21 protein-coding genes and 1 tRNA gene are annotated in these 16119 nt (G+C 68.0%); 13 read left to right on the plus strand and 9 right to left on the minus strand.

What is annotated here, in order from left to right; all coding sequences use genetic code 11:
- Positions 1–12: 12 nt before the first annotated feature.
- From QZ755_RS01540 to QZ755_RS01550, 3 genes are read right to left on the minus strand one after another with little or no spacing between them, the layout of a single operon-like run.
- Positions 13–162, minus strand: a complete 150-nt coding sequence (locus QZ755_RS01540; RefSeq protein WP_294318934.1) for a DUF2256 domain-containing protein — start codon at positions 160–162, stop codon at positions 13–15.
- A complete protein-coding gene (aroB, locus tag QZ755_RS01545) occupies positions 162–1262 on the minus strand; it encodes a 3-dehydroquinate synthase (protein ID WP_294318937.1) in 1101 nt (366 codons plus the stop codon). The genes QZ755_RS01540 and aroB overlap by 1 nt, the downstream gene beginning before the upstream one ends.
- On the minus strand, positions 1259–1789 hold the full coding sequence (locus tag QZ755_RS01550) for a shikimate kinase (protein WP_294318940.1): 531 nt from the start codon (positions 1787–1789) through the stop codon (positions 1259–1261). Before QZ755_RS01550 ends, aroB begins: the two co-directional genes overlap by 4 nt.
- 113 nt (positions 1790–1902) lie before the next feature.
- Here QZ755_RS01550 and QZ755_RS01555 point away from each other — a divergent pair, with 113 nt between their 5' ends.
- Genes QZ755_RS01555 through QZ755_RS01570 form a run of 4 tightly spaced genes read left to right on the plus strand, consistent with a single transcriptional unit; the run spans position 1903 to position 5708 of the window.
- On the plus strand, positions 1903–2040 hold the full coding sequence (locus QZ755_RS01555; protein WP_164523848.1) for a hypothetical protein: 138 nt from the start codon (positions 1903–1905) through the stop codon (positions 2038–2040).
- Entirely contained in the window at positions 2021–3844 is a 1824-nt protein-coding gene (locus tag QZ755_RS01560; protein WP_294318942.1) for a hypothetical protein, read from the plus strand. Before QZ755_RS01555 ends, QZ755_RS01560 begins: the two co-directional genes overlap by 20 nt.
- Positions 3844–4749, plus strand: coding sequence for a tyrosine-type recombinase/integrase (locus QZ755_RS01565; RefSeq protein ID WP_294319079.1), 906 nt, complete (start codon positions 3844–3846; stop codon positions 4747–4749). The genes QZ755_RS01560 and QZ755_RS01565 overlap by 1 nt, the downstream gene beginning before the upstream one ends.
- 11 nt (positions 4750–4760) lie before the next feature.
- The gene (locus QZ755_RS01570) at positions 4761–5708 is read left to right on the plus strand and encodes an acetyl-CoA carboxylase carboxyltransferase subunit alpha (protein ID WP_294318945.1); all 948 of its coding nucleotides are present in this window, start codon (positions 4761–4763) and stop codon (positions 5706–5708) included.
- A gap of 105 nt (positions 5709–5813) precedes the next feature.
- On the opposite strand, the gene QZ755_RS01575 is transcribed toward QZ755_RS01570, so the two are convergent.
- Both QZ755_RS01575 and QZ755_RS01580 read right to left on the minus strand, forming a co-directional pair.
- Complete coding sequence (locus tag QZ755_RS01575) at positions 5814–5981, minus strand: Flp family type IVb pilin (RefSeq protein ID WP_055761707.1); 168 nt, start codon at positions 5979–5981, stop codon at positions 5814–5816.
- Positions 5982–6110: 129 nt separating this feature from the next.
- Positions 6111–6302, minus strand: coding sequence for a Flp family type IVb pilin (locus tag QZ755_RS01580; protein WP_294318950.1), 192 nt, complete (start codon positions 6300–6302; stop codon positions 6111–6113).
- 101 nt (positions 6303–6403) lie between these two features.
- Here QZ755_RS01580 and QZ755_RS01585 point away from each other — a divergent pair, with 101 nt between their 5' ends.
- Positions 6404–6772, plus strand: a complete 369-nt coding sequence (locus tag QZ755_RS01585; RefSeq protein ID WP_294318953.1) for a (deoxy)nucleoside triphosphate pyrophosphohydrolase — start codon at positions 6404–6406, stop codon at positions 6770–6772.
- On the opposite strand, the gene QZ755_RS01590 is transcribed toward QZ755_RS01585, so the two are convergent.
- Complete coding sequence (locus tag QZ755_RS01590; RefSeq protein ID WP_294318956.1) at positions 6769–7602, minus strand: class I SAM-dependent methyltransferase; 834 nt, start codon at positions 7600–7602, stop codon at positions 6769–6771. The two genes, QZ755_RS01585 and QZ755_RS01590, sit on opposite strands and share 4 nt — an antisense overlap.
- Before the next feature lie 44 nt (positions 7603–7646).
- Here QZ755_RS01590 and QZ755_RS01595 point away from each other — a divergent pair, with 44 nt between their 5' ends.
- From QZ755_RS01595 to QZ755_RS01610, 4 genes are read left to right on the plus strand one after another with little or no spacing between them, the layout of a single operon-like run.
- A complete protein-coding gene (locus QZ755_RS01595) occupies positions 7647–8378 on the plus strand; it encodes a ComF family protein (protein WP_294318958.1) in 732 nt (243 codons plus the stop codon).
- A gap of 31 nt (positions 8379–8409) precedes the next feature.
- On the plus strand, positions 8410–8667 hold the full coding sequence (gene grxC / locus QZ755_RS01600; RefSeq protein WP_294319081.1) for a glutaredoxin 3: 258 nt from the start codon (positions 8410–8412) through the stop codon (positions 8665–8667).
- On the plus strand, positions 8664–9488 hold the full coding sequence (locus tag QZ755_RS01605; RefSeq protein WP_294318960.1) for a carbon-nitrogen hydrolase family protein: 825 nt from the start codon (positions 8664–8666) through the stop codon (positions 9486–9488). The genes grxC and QZ755_RS01605 overlap by 4 nt, the downstream gene beginning before the upstream one ends.
- Entirely contained in the window at positions 9485–9913 is a 429-nt protein-coding gene (locus tag QZ755_RS01610; protein ID WP_294318962.1) for a DUF1178 family protein, read from the plus strand. Before QZ755_RS01605 ends, QZ755_RS01610 begins: the two co-directional genes overlap by 4 nt.
- A gap of 160 nt (positions 9914–10073) precedes the next feature.
- Here the strand turns inward: QZ755_RS01610 and QZ755_RS01615 are convergent.
- The 3 genes from QZ755_RS01615 to folE all read right to left on the minus strand — a co-directional run bounded on the left by QZ755_RS01615 (position 10074) and on the right by folE (position 11404).
- Positions 10074–10150: transfer RNA gene (locus QZ755_RS01615), tRNA-Arg, on the minus strand.
- A 46-nt stretch (positions 10151–10196) separates the two neighbouring features.
- The gene (locus tag QZ755_RS01620) at positions 10197–10745 is read right to left on the minus strand and encodes a hypothetical protein (protein WP_294318964.1); all 549 of its coding nucleotides are present in this window, start codon (positions 10743–10745) and stop codon (positions 10197–10199) included.
- A gap of 35 nt (positions 10746–10780) precedes the next feature.
- A complete protein-coding gene (gene folE, locus QZ755_RS01625; protein ID WP_294318967.1) occupies positions 10781–11404 on the minus strand; it encodes a GTP cyclohydrolase I FolE in 624 nt (207 codons plus the stop codon).
- Between the two features lie 203 nt (positions 11405–11607).
- On the opposite strand from folE, the gene QZ755_RS01630 reads away from it, so the two are divergent.
- The 4 genes from QZ755_RS01630 to QZ755_RS01645 all read left to right on the plus strand — a co-directional run bounded on the left by QZ755_RS01630 (position 11608) and on the right by QZ755_RS01645 (position 16094).
- The gene (locus tag QZ755_RS01630; RefSeq protein ID WP_294318969.1) at positions 11608–14271 is read left to right on the plus strand and encodes a TonB-dependent receptor; all 2664 of its coding nucleotides are present in this window, start codon (positions 11608–11610) and stop codon (positions 14269–14271) included.
- Between the two features lie 159 nt (positions 14272–14430).
- On the plus strand, positions 14431–14703 hold the full coding sequence (locus tag QZ755_RS01635; protein ID WP_055761337.1) for an SWIB/MDM2 domain-containing protein: 273 nt from the start codon (positions 14431–14433) through the stop codon (positions 14701–14703).
- A gap of 216 nt (positions 14704–14919) precedes the next feature.
- Entirely contained in the window at positions 14920–15366 is a 447-nt protein-coding gene (locus tag QZ755_RS01640; protein WP_294318972.1) for a hypothetical protein, read from the plus strand.
- Entirely contained in the window at positions 15363–16094 is a 732-nt protein-coding gene (locus tag QZ755_RS01645; RefSeq protein ID WP_294318975.1) for a TorF family putative porin, read from the plus strand. Before QZ755_RS01640 ends, QZ755_RS01645 begins: the two co-directional genes overlap by 4 nt.
- Positions 16095–16119: the final 25 nt, after the last annotated feature.

Below are 16119 nucleotides of genomic sequence, written 5' to 3' on the forward strand. Positions count from 1 at the left end.
CCGGCAATCGGGTCAATTCCCCTTACCGGTCCGTCGGCAGCGGTCGGAGCAGTAGACGACATTGTCCCAGTCGCGCGCCCATTTCTTGCGCCACGCGAACGGACGGTCGCATACCGGGCAGACCTTCGTCGGCAGGTCGCGCTTGGCGACCCCCTGCGGCATCAGCGCGGCTGCCGATCGAGGAAGGCGGCGACCTGTCCCAGATCGACCGAGCGGTCCAGATAGGTCTGGCCGATGCCGCGGGCGAGGAGGAAGGGCAGCGTGCCGCCCTCGCGCTTCTTGTCGTGCAGCATATGGCCGACCAGCGTCTCGCCAGAGGCAGTGGTGCCGGCGGCGGCAAGGCCGTCGGGCAGTCCGGCGTTGCGCAGATGGGCGGCGACCCGTTGCGCGTCCTCGGCGCGGCACAGCCCCTGTTCGGCGCTATAGGCAAAGGCCAGCGCCATGCCGGCCGCAACCCCCTCGCCGTGCAGCAGCGATCCGTCGAAGCCGGCCTCCGCCTCCAGCGCATGGCCGAAGGTGTGGCCAAGATTGAGCAGCGCGCGCGTGCCGGTCGTCTCGCGTTCGTCGGCGCCGACGATCCGCGCCTTGGCGCTGACCGAGCGGGCGATGGCGTGGGTGCGGGCCGCCGGATCGCCGAGCAACAGCGCGGTGCCGTGCGATTCGCACCACGCAAAGAATTCGGGATCGTCGATCAGCCCGTATTTCACGACCTCGGCATAGCCGGCGCGGACTTCGCGGGGGGCAAGCGTGTCGAGCGTCGTCGGATCGATCAGCACCAGTGCGGGCTGATGAAAGGCGCCGACGAGGTTCTTGCCGGCGCGGGTGTTGATCCCGGTCTTGCCGCCGACCGACGAATCGACCTGCGCGAGCAGCGTCGTCGGCACCTGTACGAAGCCGCAGCCGCGCTTCAGGATCGCGGCGGCAAAGCCGACCAGATCACCGATCACCCCGCCGCCCAGCGCAACGATATGGTCTCCGCGCTCCACGCCCAGCGCCAGCAGCGAATCAAGCAGCGATTCGAGCGTGGCCCAGCTCTTGGACCCTTCCCCCGCCGGAATCTCGATCGCCTCGCTCACGACTCCGCACGCGGTCAGGGAGTCGCGCAGGGTGGCGACGTGCATCGACACCTGCGCATCGGCGACGATCACCATCCGCCGCCCGCGTGCGATCGGACCCAGATGGTCGCCGGCGCGCGCCAGTACGCCGTCCTCGATCACGATGTCGTAGCTGCGGGTGCCGAGGTCGACGGGGATGACGGTCATTGGCCGATGGCTTTCAGGATGGCGGAGACGGTGGCGTCGTGCGGCGCGTGCTGGCTGACGACATGGATCGGCGCAAGCGCATAGACCGGGTTTCGGACGCGGGCGAGTTCGGTAAGCACCTTTTGCGGGTCCTTCCCGCGCAACAGCGGCCTTGTGTCGCGGCGGCGCACCCGGTCGGCCAATACGGCTGGCGACGCGTCGAGCCAGATCGCCAGCGCCTGTCCCAGGATCAGGTCGCGGGTGTCCGCCTGCATGAAGGCCCCGCCACCGGTCGCGATGATCTTTGGCGTGCCATCGATCAGCCGGGCGATGACACGGCGTTCGCCGTCGCGAAAATGGTCCTCGCCGAAGCGTTCGAAGATTTCGGCGATGGTCATGCCGGCGGCATGTTCGATTTCATTGTCGGCATCGACGAAATCGAGCTTCATCCGCTGCGCCAGGCGGCGGCCGACCGTGGATTTGCCGACGCCCATCAACCCGACCAGCACGATCGGGCGACCGGTCCAGCGGGGGGTGGGTTGGGGCAAGGAGTCTTGAATTTGCAGCATTGCGGGAGGGGCTATACAGCCGCCCCGCCGATCGGGCAAAAGGCCCGTCGCCGTATTTTTCCTGGCCCATCGTATTCGGGACGATCTGATCCATGTCGCGTTCGCTTGTCATTCTCCTCGTCGTCCTCGTCGCGCTGGTCGCGGGCATGTTCGTTCTGGCGGGACGGTCGACCGAGCAGCAGCCGACCCAGATCGAAAAGGCGGTTTCGCTTGAAAACCTCGCCAACTGACCGGTTGCGCGTCGGGATCGCCGCCGCCGCGCTGATCGCGGTCGCGGTGCCGGCGATCGGACAGGACGTACCCGAATCGCTGTTGCCGCCCGGTTTCGGCGACGCGCCGGCGCCGGCCCCCACGCCGACCCCGCGGGCGAGCGGCCGACCGGCGGCGCCCGCCGCGCCGGGCACCCCGAATTTCGCGCCGGCCGCGCCGATCGTGCAGCCGTTGCCCGGTGTTCCCGCCGTTCCGGGGGGTGAGCCGTCGCCGGTGCCGAGCGCGACCGCTACCCCGACGCCGATCAGCCCCGAAGCGCTGCGCCAATATGAACTGCCCGATTATGCGCGGCGGTCGACCGCCAGCATCGGCATCGCCGGGCAGGGTGGTGCGTTCGGCGGCAATGCGTTCGGCGACAGTGACGGGCCGTGGTTGCAGCGGGTCATGCGCGCGCTCGACGCGCCGGTCGTGTCGCGCTGGGTCTCGATCGGACTGCGCCGGGCGCTGGTGTCCGACATCGCCACCCCCAGCGGCGTCGACGGTGCTGATTTCGCCGCCGAGCGCGCGTGGCTGCTGGTGCGGATGGGCGAGGCGGCACCGGCACGCGCGCTGGTCCAGTCGGTCGACATCGACAATTATACGCCCAAACTGTTCCAGATCGCGATGCAGGCGATGCTGGCGACCGGTGATCCGGGCGGTCTGTGCCCGTTGACCCAGCCTGCGATGCGCGTGTCCAACGAACGCGGTTGGCGGCTGGCCAACGCCATCTGCCTTGGCCTGTCGGGCGAGGCGGCGCAGGCCGGTCGGATCGTGGATCAGGCACGGCGCGCGGCACCGGGCGGCGGCGCGATCGACGTGGCGCTCGCCGAAAAGCTGGTCGGCAAGGGCGCACAGGGGCGCCGTGCCGCGACGATCGAATGGGACGGCATCGACCGGCTGACCGCGTGGCGATACGGCATGGCCGCCGCCAGCGCGACGCCGGTGCCCGCCGGCCTGTTCGGGGGGGTGGGGCCGCAGGTCCGCTACTGGCACGCGACCGCGCCGCAATATGCGCCGAACGTAAGGCTGGCCGATGCCGACCTTGCTGCAGCGCAGGGCGTGTTGTCCAGCGAGGCGCTGGTCGACCTGTACGCTCAGCTGACGACCGATGAGGATGCGACCAGTACGCAGACGGCGCTGGCCAGCGACCTGCGCACCGCCTTTACCGGCAGCGATGCCGACCGGCTGGCGATGCTGCGGCAGTTCTGGGAACCGGCGATCACCACGCCGCTCGGCTATGCGCGCCGCGTGCTGACCGCGCGGGCGGCGGCGATGATCGCGCCGGTCGCCGATCATGCCGGCGATGCCGATCAGCTGATCGCGTCGATGCTGACCGCCGGGCTGGACCTGCCGGCGCTGCGCTGGCGCGGGGTCGTGCCGGTGGGGAGCGATGGCTGGGCGATGCTGACCGTCGCCGATCCGATGGGCCGATCGGTCACGGCGGGAGCGGTGTCGGACTATGCCGGGCAGAATGCGCGCAAGGGCCAGTTGCTGTTCGCGGCGCTGGCCGGACTTGGCCGCCTGCCGCGCGATCAGGTGCAGGGCATGGCGCGCGAGCTGAACGTCGCAGTCGGTGCGCGCAACGCGTGGACCGATGCGATCGACCGGGCGGGCGTAAACGGCGAGGGCGGCACCGTCCTATTGCTGGCGGCCACCGGAATGCAGACCTCCGATTGGCGCGGGGTGCCGGCCGAGGCGTTGTTCCACATCGTCGCGGCGCTGCGTGCGGCAGGACGCGAGGGCGAGGCGCGGATGATCGCGGCGGAAGCGATCGCGCGGTCGTGATGGCGCCCGGCGGTGACCGGGTGCTGATCGACCGCTTTCTGGAGATGATGGCGGCGGAGGCGGGCGCGGCGCGCAACACGCTGTCCGCCTATCGTACCGACCTGTCGCTGGCGTCCGAGGCGTTGGGCGGACGGCTGGCCGGGGCGGATGCGGTGGCGATCGGGCGGCTGGCCGATGGCTGGGCCGACCTTGCCAAGGCGACCGTCGCGCGCAAGGCGGCGGCGCTCCGGCGGTTCTTCGCGTTTCTGGCGGAGGAAGGGTTGCGGGCGGACGATCCCGGCGCGGCGCTGCCCCGGCCGGGAACGTCGCGCGGGCTGCCGAAGACGCTGTCCAGTCGGGACATCAATGCGATGTTCGCCGCGATCGATGCGCGGACCCAAAGGGAACCGCCCGATCGCAACGACCTGCGCCTCTCCGCGCTGTTCGAACTGCTGTACGGATCGGGGCTGCGCGCGACCGAACTGGTGTCGCTGCCGCGCGGGAGCATCGCGTCGGACCGGCCGTACATGATCCTGAAGGGCAAGGGCGGGCGCGAGCGGATGGTGCCGCTGTCCGATCGGTCGCGGGCCGCCGTGGCGCGCTGGCGGGCGCATGTGCCGGGTGACAGCGTCTGGCTGTTCCCGTCGGGCAAGGGGCATTTGTCGCGGATGCGGCTGTACCAGATCGTCCGGGCGCTGGCCGGGGAGGCGGGGATCGCGCCCGACAGGATCAGCCCGCACGTGCTGCGCCATGCGTTCGCGACCCACCTGCTGGAGGGGGGTGCGGACCTGCGCGCGTTGCAGGCGATGCTGGGCCATGCCGATATCGCCACCACCGAAATCTATACCCATGTCGATGCGTCGCGGCTGGTGCAGCTGGTGAACGAACGCCACCCGCTGATTGACGAAGGGCGGACACGGCCATAGGGCGCGGAACCATGGCTACCTTCCTTGATTTCGAAAAACCCATCGCCGAGCTGCAGGCGCGTATCGACGAACTGCGCGATACCGCCGCCGATGGCGAACTGGACATCGCGACCGAGATCGGGCGATTGCAGACCAAATCGGACCGGCTGCTGCGCGAAACCTATGCGAAGCTGACCCCGTGGCAGAAGACGCAGGTCGCCCGCCATCCCGAACGGCCGCATTTCAAGCATTATGTCGCCGGCCTGGTGGAAGATTTCATGCCGCTGGGCGGCGACCGCGCCTTTGCCGACGACCAGGCGATCCTCGGCGGGATCGGGCGGTTCCGTGGACGCAAGGTCATGGTGATCGGCCATGAAAAGGGCGACGATACCGCGACGCGGCTGCGCCACAATTTCGGCATGGGCAAGCCCGAGGGCTATCGCAAGGCGATCCGCCTGATGCAGCTGGCCGACCGGTTCGGGCTGCCGGTCGTGACGCTGGTCGATACGTCGGGCGCGTTTCCCGGTATCCAGGCCGAGGAGCGCGGCCAGGCCGAGGCGATCGCGCGTTCGACCGAGGCGGCGCTGAATTTGGGCGTGCCGATGGTGTCGGCTATTCTGGGTGAAGGCGGCTCGGGCGGCGCGATCGCGCTGGCGGCGGGCAACCGGGTGCTGATGATGGAACACGCGGTCTATTCGGTGATCTCTCCCGAAGGCTGCGCCTCGATCCTGTGGCGGACGGCCGACAAGGCGCCAGAAGCAGCCGAAGCGATGCGGGTGACGGCGCAGGACCTGAAGGCGCTGGGCGTGATCGACCGGATCGTCGCTGAACCTCTGGGCGCGGCGCATCGCGACCCGGCGGGTGCGATAGCGGCGCTGGGCGATGCGATCGATGGGGAGCTGAACGCGCTGTCCGCGCAGGACGGCGCGGCGCTGCGCCAGTCGCGGCGCGCGAAATTCCTGGCGATGGGTCGCCTGTAACCGGGCGGCGTGCCGCGGAGGGGGCCGGCGATGCCGGTGTTCGCGGACAAAAAAATGGGGCGGCGGAACCCCCGTCCCGCCGCCCCATCGGTCGTGGCTTACGCCTTACGACGCCTTCATGTTGGCAGTGACGTTGCCGAAGGTCAGCTTCAGCTGGTTGCCCAGACCCTGCATGGCGGCGATGGCGGCGACGGCGATCAGCGCTGCGATCAGGCCGTATTCGATCGCGGTGGCACCCTTGCTGTTCTTCAGGAAGGTACGGATCTTCTGCATAATCTGCTCCATGGTTCTGCGTGCTTCAATTCCCGGCCGTTCGAAACCAGGTTCCGTTCGACTGGGGCAAAGTAACGGGAGCGCGGTTGACAAAAGTTTAAAGGAATCGTGGAGGAACCATTATGATGGTTAACCGCGCGGTCCGTTCTGCGTAACGTTCAGGGTCACGCCGTTCCACATGTCGCTGGTCACCTTGCCCAGGCTGGACACGGCCGCGATCAGGCCGATCACGATCAGCGCGAGGATCATCCCGTATTCGATGGCGGTACCACCACGCTGGTCCCGCCACAGGCTGCGCAAGGGGCGCAGGAATGAACGCATGACGGCTGGCTCCTGATGAACGTACACCAATCCCTATGTCGAGCGAGGTTAACAAAGTGTCGTCCACCCCGGTCCCGATTTTACTGGTAACCGCCGCCGCGATGATCGACGGGGATGGCCGCGTACTGGTGCAGCAGCGTCCGCCGGGCACGTCCATGGCCGGGCTGTGGGAATTTCCCGGCGGCAAGGTCGAGGCGGGCGAAACGCCGGAGGCAGCGCTGGTGCGCGAACTGGACGAGGAACTGGGCGTCGTGGTCGATCACCAGTGCCTGGCCCCGGCGGCCTTTGCCAGCGAGGCGCTGGGCGAGCGGCATCTGTTGCTGCTGCTCTATGCGCTGCGCAAGTGGCAGGGAATTCCGGCCGCGCGCCACGCGACGGCGCTGCAATGGCTGCGGCCGGTGCAGCTGCACGCGCTGCCGATGCCGCCCGCCGACCGGCCACTGATCGGATTGCTGGAGGCGCTGGTCTAGGTGGGCGGGCGCAGCGTGTCGGCGAGCGAGGCAGTGGCGCTGCCGCGACGCGCCGGTTGCGGCTGGCTGGGGGCGGGTGCCCAGCCGGTCAGGTAGATGACCTCGAACGCTTCGGCGGTGCGGCCATCGGCATCGGCCCGGTCGGCAAAGGCCGATGCGGCGGCGACCAGCCCGGCGCGGCCCAGCGGTGCCGGTTCCAGCAGGCCGGTCGCGCCCATGCCGCGCAGATCGTCGACCAGCTTGCCCAGCCCCGCATAGCGCACGGTCAGCGTTTCCGAATCGGCGACCGGGAGCGCGAAGCCGGCGCGCACCAGCAGGTCGCCGGCAGAGCGCAGGTCGATCTGCGGATGGACGCGCCCCGCCGGGCGATCCGCCTCCGCCGCCAGCAGCGACTGGCGCAGCGTGGCGAGCGTGCGGCCCCCGGTGAAGGCGGCGAGGAACAGGCCGTCGGGCCGCAGGCTGCGGCGGATCAGCGTCAGCGCGCCGGGCAGGTCGTTCACACTGTCCAGCACGCCGACCGACACCACCAGATCGAACGCGCCATCGGCGAAGGGCAGCCGGTCCTCATCGCCCTGTACCCCGCCCGCCGCACGGGCAAAGGCAAAGCCGGGGTCGAAGCGCACCACCCGCGCGCCGGGCGGCGGGGTGAAGGCGGCATCGGCGCAGCCCAGGTCGAGGACGTCGGAAAAGCTGCGCGTCACCGCCTGCAACCGGTCCTCGATCCCCTCCAGCATGTAGCGATGCAGGAAGTCGGCGCGGGCGAAGTCCGGCTGGGCGCGGTCGCGGTGCAGGCGGCGGCGCGGGCGGGCGAAGAGATCGGGAGCGGTCACGCCGGCCTTGTGCCGGGCGGCGGGCGCGGCGACAAGGGTATGCGATGCGCCTTGCCCGCTTGCCTATCGCCGCGATCGCGCAACTCGTCGCCCTGGCGATCCCCCCGCGCTGTCCCGGATGCGGGACGGTGGTGGAGGCGGACCATCGCTTCTGTGCGACCTGCTGGGCGGGATTGCGGTTCCTTGGCGACCCGGCCTGCGCGGCCTGTGGTATGCCGATGGCGATCGATCAGGGACCGGGGATGCGGTGCGGGCCGTGTCTCGTCCGGCTGCCGGTGCATGACGGGGTGCGGGCGGCGGTCGCCTATGGCCCGGTGGCGCGCGACGTTGCGCTCAAGCTGAAATATGGGGGGCGGCTGGCGCTGGCCACGACGATGGCGCGGCTGATGCTCCGGCACTTGGCGGCGGATGCGACCTGCCTGGTCCCGGTACCGCTGCATCGGCGGCGGCTATGGACGCGGGGATATAATCAGTCGGTGCTGATCGCCGCGGCGCTGGGACGGATGCGCGGCGTGCCGATGCTGCGTGATGCCCTGCGCCGGACCCGCGCCACGCCGCCGCTCAGGGGCATGAACGGGCGCGCGCGGGCCAAGGCGGTGCGCGGGGCGTTCGTCGTCAGCGATCCGGCGACGGTCGCCGGGCAATCGGTGGTGCTGGTCGACGATGTTCATACCAGCGGCGCGACGGTCGACGCCTGCGCCGCGGCGCTCCGCCGGGCGGGCGCGGCGCGGGTCATGGTCCTGTGCTGGGCACGGGTCGTCGGTGCGGATGATTGACAAGGGGCCGAAGCGGACACAACTGAACGGCATGGCAAGCATCATCATCTATACCAAGGCATTCTGCCCCTATTGCACGCGCGCCAAGCGGCTGCTCGACGAGAAGGGCGCCGCGTATGAAGAGATCGACATCAGCATGGGCGGCCCGAAGCGGCAGGAGATGCTGGCGAAGTCGAACGGCCGGACCACCGTGCCGCAGATCTTCATCGGCGAAACCCATGTCGGCGGGTCCGACGACCTTGCCGCGCTGGAGCGTGAAGGCAGGCTGGACGCGTTGCTGACGGCATGAAGCTTGCGCTGCTCCAGATGACCGCCGGCATCGATCCCGATGCCAATGCGGCGGTGCTGGTGGACGCGATCGAGCGGGCGTCGGCGGAGGGCGCGGCGATCCTGTTCACACCCGAAATGTCCGGGCTGATCGATCGGGACCGTGAACGCGCCGCCGCGTCGATCGCGACCGAGACGGACGATCGGGTATTGCGGGCGGTGCGGGATGCAGCGGCGCGGGCCGGTATCTGGGTCCATCTGGGATCGTTGGCGATTCGGCGCGACGATGGTCGGCTGGCCAACCGCGGCTATGTGATCGATGGCGATGGCGGGGTTCGTGCGACGTACGACAAGCTGCATCTGTTCGACGTAACGCTGCCGAGTGGCGAAAGCTGGCGTGAATCGGCGAGCTATGTGCCGGGCGATCGCGCCTGTGTGGTCGCCACGCCCGCCGGAGCGATGGGGCTGTCAATCTGTTACGACCTGCGCTTTGCCGACCTGTTCCGCGCGATGAGCGATGAAGGGGCGACGATCCTGTCGGTGCCGGCCGCTTTCACCGTGCCGACCGGACAGGCGCATTGGCACGTGCTGTTGCGTGCCAGGGCGATCGAGGCGGGGGCGTTCGTCGTCGCGGCGGCGCAGACCGGGGTCCATGCCGATGGCCGTGCGACCTATGGCCATTCGCTGGTGATCGATCCGTGGGGCAAGGTTCTGCTCGACATGGGCGAGGCGGCGGGGATCGGCATGGTCGAGATCGACCCGGCACAGGTCGCGGCGGTGCGCGCGCGGGTGCCGGTGCTGGACCATCGCCGCCCGGTCCCGTCGGTCGAGGTCGTGGCGTGATCGTCTTCGACCTGCGTTGCGGCAATGCCCATGTGTTCGAAGCGTGGTTCGCGTCGAGTGATGCCTATGCCGACCAGCGCGAACGCGCGCTGATCCGTTGTCCGATGTGCGACGATGCGAGGATCGCCAAGGCGGTGATGGCCCCGAACATCGCCCCCAAGGGCGACCGGCCGGCGGGACCGCCGCCCGAGGCGATGAAGGTTGCGCTGGCCGCGCTGGCCAAGGCGCAGAAGGAGGCGCTGTCGGGCAGCGAGTGGGTCGGCCGCGCCTTTGCCGATCGCGCACGGGCGATGCACATCGGCGATGCCGATCACGCCCCGATCCATGGGCAGGCCACGCGCGAGGAGGCGAAGGCACTGGTAGACGAGGGCGTGCCGATCGCGCCGCTCCCGCTGCCGGTCGTTCCGCCCGAGCGGGCGAATTAGTCCTCAACCCTCCTACAATGCCAACCCGTTTGCTTCGAGCGCAGGTTCGAGCTTGTCGAGAACCGACGTCGAGAAGGGCGTGCCTCGAACACAGGGTTCTCGACTGTCGCTTCTCGACAGGCTCGAAGCTGCTCGAACCGAACGGAGTATTGGGGAAGGCTGGTGGCCTCGGAGGGACTCGAACCCCCGACGCCCGCTTTAGGAAAGCGGCGCTCTGTCCAGCTGAGCTACGAGGCCAGGCGCCCGCTCTAGAATGCCTGTGGCCGCGACGCAATCGGGTCGATCAGCTGCCGCATTCCCAACGGCCGTCGCGATAGATGCGCTCGCCGCCATCGGCGGTCCGCATGGTCAGCGTGGCGGGCCATTGCCGCGTCGAATCCGACGCTGGGTCCGTATTGGCGGCCGGGCGATCGACGGCGAACGACACCTTGTCCCCTGCCAGGATGCCGCCGCTCTGGATCGCCTCGCGGCCCGGCGTCGCGGCGGTGATGCGGCGCAGGCGCTTGTCGAACTTGACCAAGCCGTCGCCCTGGTCGCGGACCAGCAACAGGACCGGCCCGCGCGGCACGGTGCGGAACGAACAGCCGGAGCCGAGCAGGTCCCTGTCCTTGAAATCGGCATAGACCATCGGTTGTAATTCAGGTGCTTCGTGCGGTTCGGGCGTATCGGGCAGGCCACGGGCCACCGCCGGCAACGGCGTGGGTGCGGGCGCCACGCCACCGACCGATCCCACCGGGCGCGCGGCATCGGTTGCATCGGCGGCGGCGGGTGGTTCGGCGGAGCAGGCGGTGACCGCCGCTGCGGCGAGGAGGCAGGCGAGGGGACGGATCATGGCGTTGCAACGTCCCGCGCGCCGCCGCCGTTCCGTCACCCGCGTGCGATCAGCGACAGCACTTCCTTGCGGCTGCGTTCATCGTCGCGGAACACGCCCATCATCCGGCTGGTCGTCATGGTGACGCCCGGCGTGCGCACCCCGCGCGAGGTCATGCAGCCATGGGTCGCCTCGATCACGACCGCCACCCCGCGCGGGCGCAGGCCGTTCCAGATGCAGTCGGCGACTTGCGCCGTCAGTCGCTCCTGTACCTGCAACCGCCGGGCATAGCCGTGCAGGACACGGGCGAGCTTCGAGATGCCGACGACATGGTCCTTCGGCAGATAGGCGATATGCGCCTTGCCGATGATCGGCGCCATATGGTGTTCGCAATGCGATTGGAACGGAATGTCGCGCAGCAGCACGATCTCGTCATAGCCGCCTACTTCCTCGAACACGCGGTCGAGGTGATGGGCGGGGTCCTCGGCATAGCCCTGCGTATATTCCTTCCACGCGCGCGCGACGCGGAGTGGCGTATCGAGCAGTCCTTCGCGATCGGGATCGTCGCCGGTCCAGCGGATCAGCGTGCGGATCGCGTCCGCAACATCGTCGGGAACCGGAATTTTGGGCGCGGGGCCGACCAGTTCGCCGCCATCGGCATCGTCGTTCGCATCACACATCGTCGTGTTCCATTCCCGATCTTCGACTTTTCATGGACGACCGGGGCGATCCCCTGCGCCGCCGCAACTGTGGCTTCCATACCCGTTCGCCGATGAAAGCGTGCCGTTGATGCAGGTTGCCCGTTGACGCGGGATAGATGCTTCGTCACCAAATGCAACCTGCATAGCCGGACCATATCGGCAGCTGAGGAAGAGGGGATGCCATGAAGAAGTTCCACCTGCTGACCGCGACAGCCCTGTCGATGGTCGCGGGCGCCGTGCCGGCGCTGGCGCAGACCACGCCGACCGCTTCCGCCGAAACGCCGACGGCGCCGGCCGCGCCCGGTGCCGCTACGGCACAGGGCGACGATGATTGGGGGAACGAGATCATCGTGACCGCCAACCGCCGCGCCGAAACGATCCAGAACGTGCCGATCGCGGTGACCGCGGTGAACGCACAGCTGCTCGACGATGCCGGCGTGCGCGACATTCGCGGCCTGGAACAGCTGGCGCCCTCGCTCCAGACGACCACCGGCCAGTCCTCGGCAGTGTCGACCTCGCTGTCGATTCGCGGGGTTGGCACGGCGGGCGACAATCCCGGCTTCGAACCGGCGGTCGGCGTGTTCATCGACGGCGTGTTCCGTTCCCGGGCGGGCATCGCCATCGCCGAATTGCCCGAGATCGAGCGCGTCGAAGTGCTGCGCGGGCCGCAGGGGACATTGTTCGGGCGCAATACCTCGGCAGGGGCGCTGTCGGTGACCACCGCGATGCCGAAGTTCGACCTGGGCGGTTATGTCGAGGGCGAATACGGCAATTTCAACGCGTACGAACTGAAGGGCGCGCTGACCGGGCCGGTCAGCGAACAGCTCGCGCTGCGCATCGATGGCGGCTATCGCAAGCGCGACGGCTATATCGAGGACGTCAATTCCGACCGTGCGTTCAACGACATCAACCGCTGGTACGTCCGCGGCCAGGCACTGTACGACACCTCGGCATTCAGCTTCCGCCTGATCGGCGATTACTACAAGACCGACGAGCAGTGCTGCGGCGTGGTCAGTGGGACGCGCGGGTCCACCGCGGCCGCGATCCAGGCGATCGCGTCGCAGCAGGGCCGCACCGGCATCTACACCGGCGCCCCGTCGGACCGGAAGATGGCGGCATCGCCGAACCGCGATTATGGCGAGGCGGTGCGCGACTGGGGTATCTCCGGCGAGATCAATGCCGATGTCGGCGCGCTGAAGCTGACCTCGATCAGCGCCTATCGCGACTTCCGCGTGCTGCGGAACCAGGACATCGATTATTCGGGCATCGATCGCGCCTATCGCGACGGGTACCGCTCCGCGCTGCGCGACATCACGCAGGAAGTGCGGTTGCAGGGGCAGCTGTTCGATGGGAAGCTCGATTTCCTCGTCGGCGGCTTCTACCTCAACGAGAAGCTGAACCTGCGCGACACGGTGCGGCTGGGCAACGACGCCAACCGCTATGTCGACACGCTGCTGGCGGGCGTGCTGGGCGCGCCGCCCTCGGCGGGCGGTATCGGGCGTCAGGCGCAGTTCTTCGGCAGCTTCAACGTGCCGACCTTTACCCAGCTGGTGACGTCGCTGCGCGGCGGCGCGGCGCTGCCGACCGGTACGGTGCCGCTGTTCGGGCAGCTGCTCTATGCACAGAGCGCGGCGTTGCAGCAGGCGGCCCCTCCGGGATCGGCGCTGTTCAATTATCTGAACACGCCGCTGACCCCGAACGTCGCCGGACAGGGCAACAATAACGACGATTTCCAGGTCGATACCAACGCCTTCGCGCTGTTCACGCACAACATCATCAACTTCAACGACAAGCTCTCGCTGACGCTGGGCCTGCGCTACAATTACGAGCGCAAGGAGCTGGCGGCGTCGATCAACAGCAATCCGGCGGCGTGCGGCTTCTTCCTCGGCAATGATCCGCGGGCGGTTACCTATCGCAACCTGATCCGCCAGGCGAGTCCGGCGTTGTTCCAGAACCTGTTCCTGCTCAGCTGCAATCCGGCGGTGTCGAGCGAGTTCAACGGCAATTACAGCCACAAGCGGTCGGAAAGCCGCCTGACCGGCACCGCCAAGCTCGCCTACAAATTCACGCCCGACGTGCTGGGCTATGCCAGCTATGATCGCGGGTTCAAGTCGGGCGGTTACAATCTCGACCAGGCGAGCTTCAACACCACGGTGCTGGGCGGCGACGGCGCGCAGGCGACCGATCTGGAATTCGGGGCGGAGACGGTCGACAGCTACGAACTGGGCCTCAAGACCAGCCTGACGCGGCAATTCTCGTTCAACGCGGCGTTCTTCTACCAGAAGTTCAAGGGGCTTCAGTCGCTGATCTTTGCCGGGAACAGCTTCGTCGTGCAGAATGTGCCCAAGTCGACCGCGAAGGGTATCGAACTGGAATCGCTGATCCAGCCGATCCGCGAACTGAGCTTCCGCCTGGGCTATACGCTGCTCGATGCGTCGTATGACGCGAGCAACAACTTCACCGGCACGCCGCTGCAGAACCAGAATGGCCGCCAGTTCCTGAACCAGCCGCGCAACGTCGTCACCGTTGCCGCGACCTGGACCCCGCGCCTCACCAGCACGCTGAACGCGCTGTTCCATGTCGACATGCGCTACAACAGCGACGTGTCGATCGTCCGCGACGGCACCGGGGCGACGGCGGTCGGCAATGACGGCTATCCGCTGCTGAACGGCAAGATCGGCGTGGCGACCGAGGATCGCAGCAAGCAGCTGGAGTTCTTTGTCGAGAATATCACGAACCAATATTACAACATCTCGGGCTTCGCGATTCCGGAACAGACCGGCACCTACGGCGTCTATCCCGCCATGCCGCGTTTCTACGGGGTACGTGCCCGGTTCGGTTTCTGAACCGGTCGGAGCTGGAAATAGCGGTCGATGGGGGAATTTCGTGGGATTGACGGTACGGTTTGTCGCAATTCCCCCGCGACAAGCGGTTCGGAACCTTGCATAACCATCGACCTGCCGCGCTGAAGAAGCGCGGTTCGCAGGGGGATTAGGAGGAATAATATGGCCAAGGAAACCACGACGACCGGCGGCGCCCGGGGCGGAATCGCGAAGCCGGTGACGCCGTCGGCCGATCTGGCGAAGATCACCGGGTCCGACCCGCTGCCCCGCAGCGAAGTCGTCAGCAAGATGTGGGAATACATCAAGAAGCACGACCTGCAGAACCCGAAGGACAAGCGCGAAATCCTGGCGGACGAGACGCTGGAAAAGCTGTTCGGCAAGAAGTCGTGCTCGATGTTCGAAATGAACAAGCTGCTGAGCGCGCACATGAAGTAACCGATCGGTGCCGTTACCGGCGCCGTTTGTTCAGCGATACGCCGTCCGGAGGAGTGCCTTCGGACGGCGTTTTCGTTTCGTAACAAAGCGTTGCCGCGGCAAATTTCGGAACGTGCATCGTTTCCCATCGGTTATGTACGTATCGGACAAATGTCCGGAACGGTCACCGGCCAGCATGGGCCGGGGCCGACCGCAGCAGGATACAGGAGAGAAGGGATGGCATTCGGATTGGTCGGGCTGTTGCTGGGGGCGACGATGCTCGCGCCGCAGGGTGGCATGGCGCACAGCGCGCGGATCGATCACCGCACCGGCACGGTACAGACGGATTACACTGCCGATGTGCAGGTAACCCATCAGCAGATCGGGACGGTGGGTGCCGGCGGGCGGCCGTCGACGCTGCGCTGTTTGTGGCGGGCGGGTCTGGTCGTCGAACGACAGGCACGGCACGCATCGGGATCGACGTTGGCGCGGTCCTTTATCCAGGACAGGATCGTCGAGGGAAGCCGACCCGGCTGGTGCAGCACGCAGAAGACGGCGATCGCCGATGAGGTCGCCCGCCGCAGCGACATGCTGCAGGCACGATTGGTGCAGCTGGCGCAGGAAGATCACCCGGTGCTGCACGCCGAAATCGACCGGATGCATGGGACGATGCAGGCAGGATGATCGGACGGATCGCATTCGGCGTCATGTCGCTGCTGGTGACGGCGGCGGCGCAGGCGCAATCCTTGCCCTCGGTCGGGGTGGAGGCGACGACGGACGAACGTCGTCGCGGGTTGAGCTGGAGCGAGGGGCGGGCGTCGATCTCTGGCGATGCGGCGCTGACGCTGGGCGCGTTCGAACTGGATGCCCGCGTGGCGGCCCTGCGCGGATCGGTACGGCAGGACGGGGCGGACGCGGTGGCCGATCTGGGCATCGCCTTCGTTCGCGATGTCGGGGCGTTTCAGCTGCGTGCACGGGCGATCGGGCATGTGTTTGCCGGCGCGGCGCGGGGCACGGACTATGCCGAGTTCGGCGGCGATGCGCGCTATACGCTGGGACCGGTCGAACTGACTGCCGGTGCGCTCTATGCCCCGCCGCAACAAGCGATCGGGGGCAGCAACCTGTATCTGTCGGCGCAGGCGGTGGCGGGCATTCCGATGACCCCGTTCACGCTGGTCGGCGGGATCGGGCGTTCGTCGGGCGCGGTCGACGATGCCGCACGTGCCGATCGGCTGCGACCGGGGGGACGCTATGTCGACTGGCGGTTGGGCGTCGAGCATGTGACGGGGCCGCTGACGCTGGCACTCGACTATGTCGGGACCGATCTGAACGACGATCGCGTGGTGGCGGCGATCGGCGACCGGCGGCACAGCGGCGACCGGATGTTGGGACGGGCGCGCGTCGCCTTCTAGCGACGTAGTCGCGCTTTGCACCGCC

The organism is uncultured Sphingomonas sp. (assembly GCF_913776855.1).
Taxonomy (GTDB): Bacteria; Pseudomonadota; Alphaproteobacteria; order Sphingomonadales; family Sphingomonadaceae; genus Sphingomonas.

Coding starts and splice junctions, on each gene's coding strand:
- QZ755_RS01540 (WP_294318934.1), bottom strand. CDS start 162: ATGCCGCAGGGGGTCGCCAAGCGCGACCTGCCGACGAAGGTCTGCCCG.
- aroB (WP_294318937.1), bottom strand. CDS start 1,262: ATGACCGTCATCCCCGTCGACCTCGGCACCCGCAGCTACGACATCGTG.
- QZ755_RS01555 (WP_164523848.1), top strand. CDS start 1,903: ATGTCGCGTTCGCTTGTCATTCTCCTCGTCGTCCTCGTCGCGCTGGTC.
- QZ755_RS01565 (WP_294319079.1), top strand. CDS start 3,844: ATGGCGCCCGGCGGTGACCGGGTGCTGATCGACCGCTTTCTGGAGATG.
- QZ755_RS01570 (WP_294318945.1), top strand. CDS start 4,761: ATGGCTACCTTCCTTGATTTCGAAAAACCCATCGCCGAGCTGCAGGCG.
- QZ755_RS01575 (WP_055761707.1), bottom strand. CDS start 5,981: ATGCAGAAGATCCGTACCTTCCTGAAGAACAGCAAGGGTGCCACCGCG.
- QZ755_RS01580 (WP_294318950.1), bottom strand. CDS start 6,302: ATGCGTTCATTCCTGCGCCCCTTGCGCAGCCTGTGGCGGGACCAGCGT.
- QZ755_RS01585 (WP_294318953.1), top strand. CDS start 6,404: ATGATCGACGGGGATGGCCGCGTACTGGTGCAGCAGCGTCCGCCGGGC.
- QZ755_RS01595 (WP_294318958.1), top strand. CDS start 7,647: ATGCGCCTTGCCCGCTTGCCTATCGCCGCGATCGCGCAACTCGTCGCC.
- grxC (WP_294319081.1), top strand. CDS start 8,410: ATGGCAAGCATCATCATCTATACCAAGGCATTCTGCCCCTATTGCACG.
- QZ755_RS01605 (WP_294318960.1), top strand. CDS start 8,664: ATGAAGCTTGCGCTGCTCCAGATGACCGCCGGCATCGATCCCGATGCC.
- QZ755_RS01620 (WP_294318964.1), bottom strand. CDS start 10,745: ATGATCCGTCCCCTCGCCTGCCTCCTCGCCGCAGCGGCGGTCACCGCC.
- folE (WP_294318967.1), bottom strand. CDS start 11,404: ATGTGTGATGCGAACGACGATGCCGATGGCGGCGAACTGGTCGGCCCC.
- QZ755_RS01630 (WP_294318969.1), top strand. CDS start 11,608: ATGAAGAAGTTCCACCTGCTGACCGCGACAGCCCTGTCGATGGTCGCG.
- QZ755_RS01635 (WP_055761337.1), top strand. CDS start 14,431: ATGGCCAAGGAAACCACGACGACCGGCGGCGCCCGGGGCGGAATCGCG.
- QZ755_RS01640 (WP_294318972.1), top strand. CDS start 14,920: ATGGCATTCGGATTGGTCGGGCTGTTGCTGGGGGCGACGATGCTCGCG.
- QZ755_RS01645 (WP_294318975.1), top strand. CDS start 15,363: ATGATCGGACGGATCGCATTCGGCGTCATGTCGCTGCTGGTGACGGCG.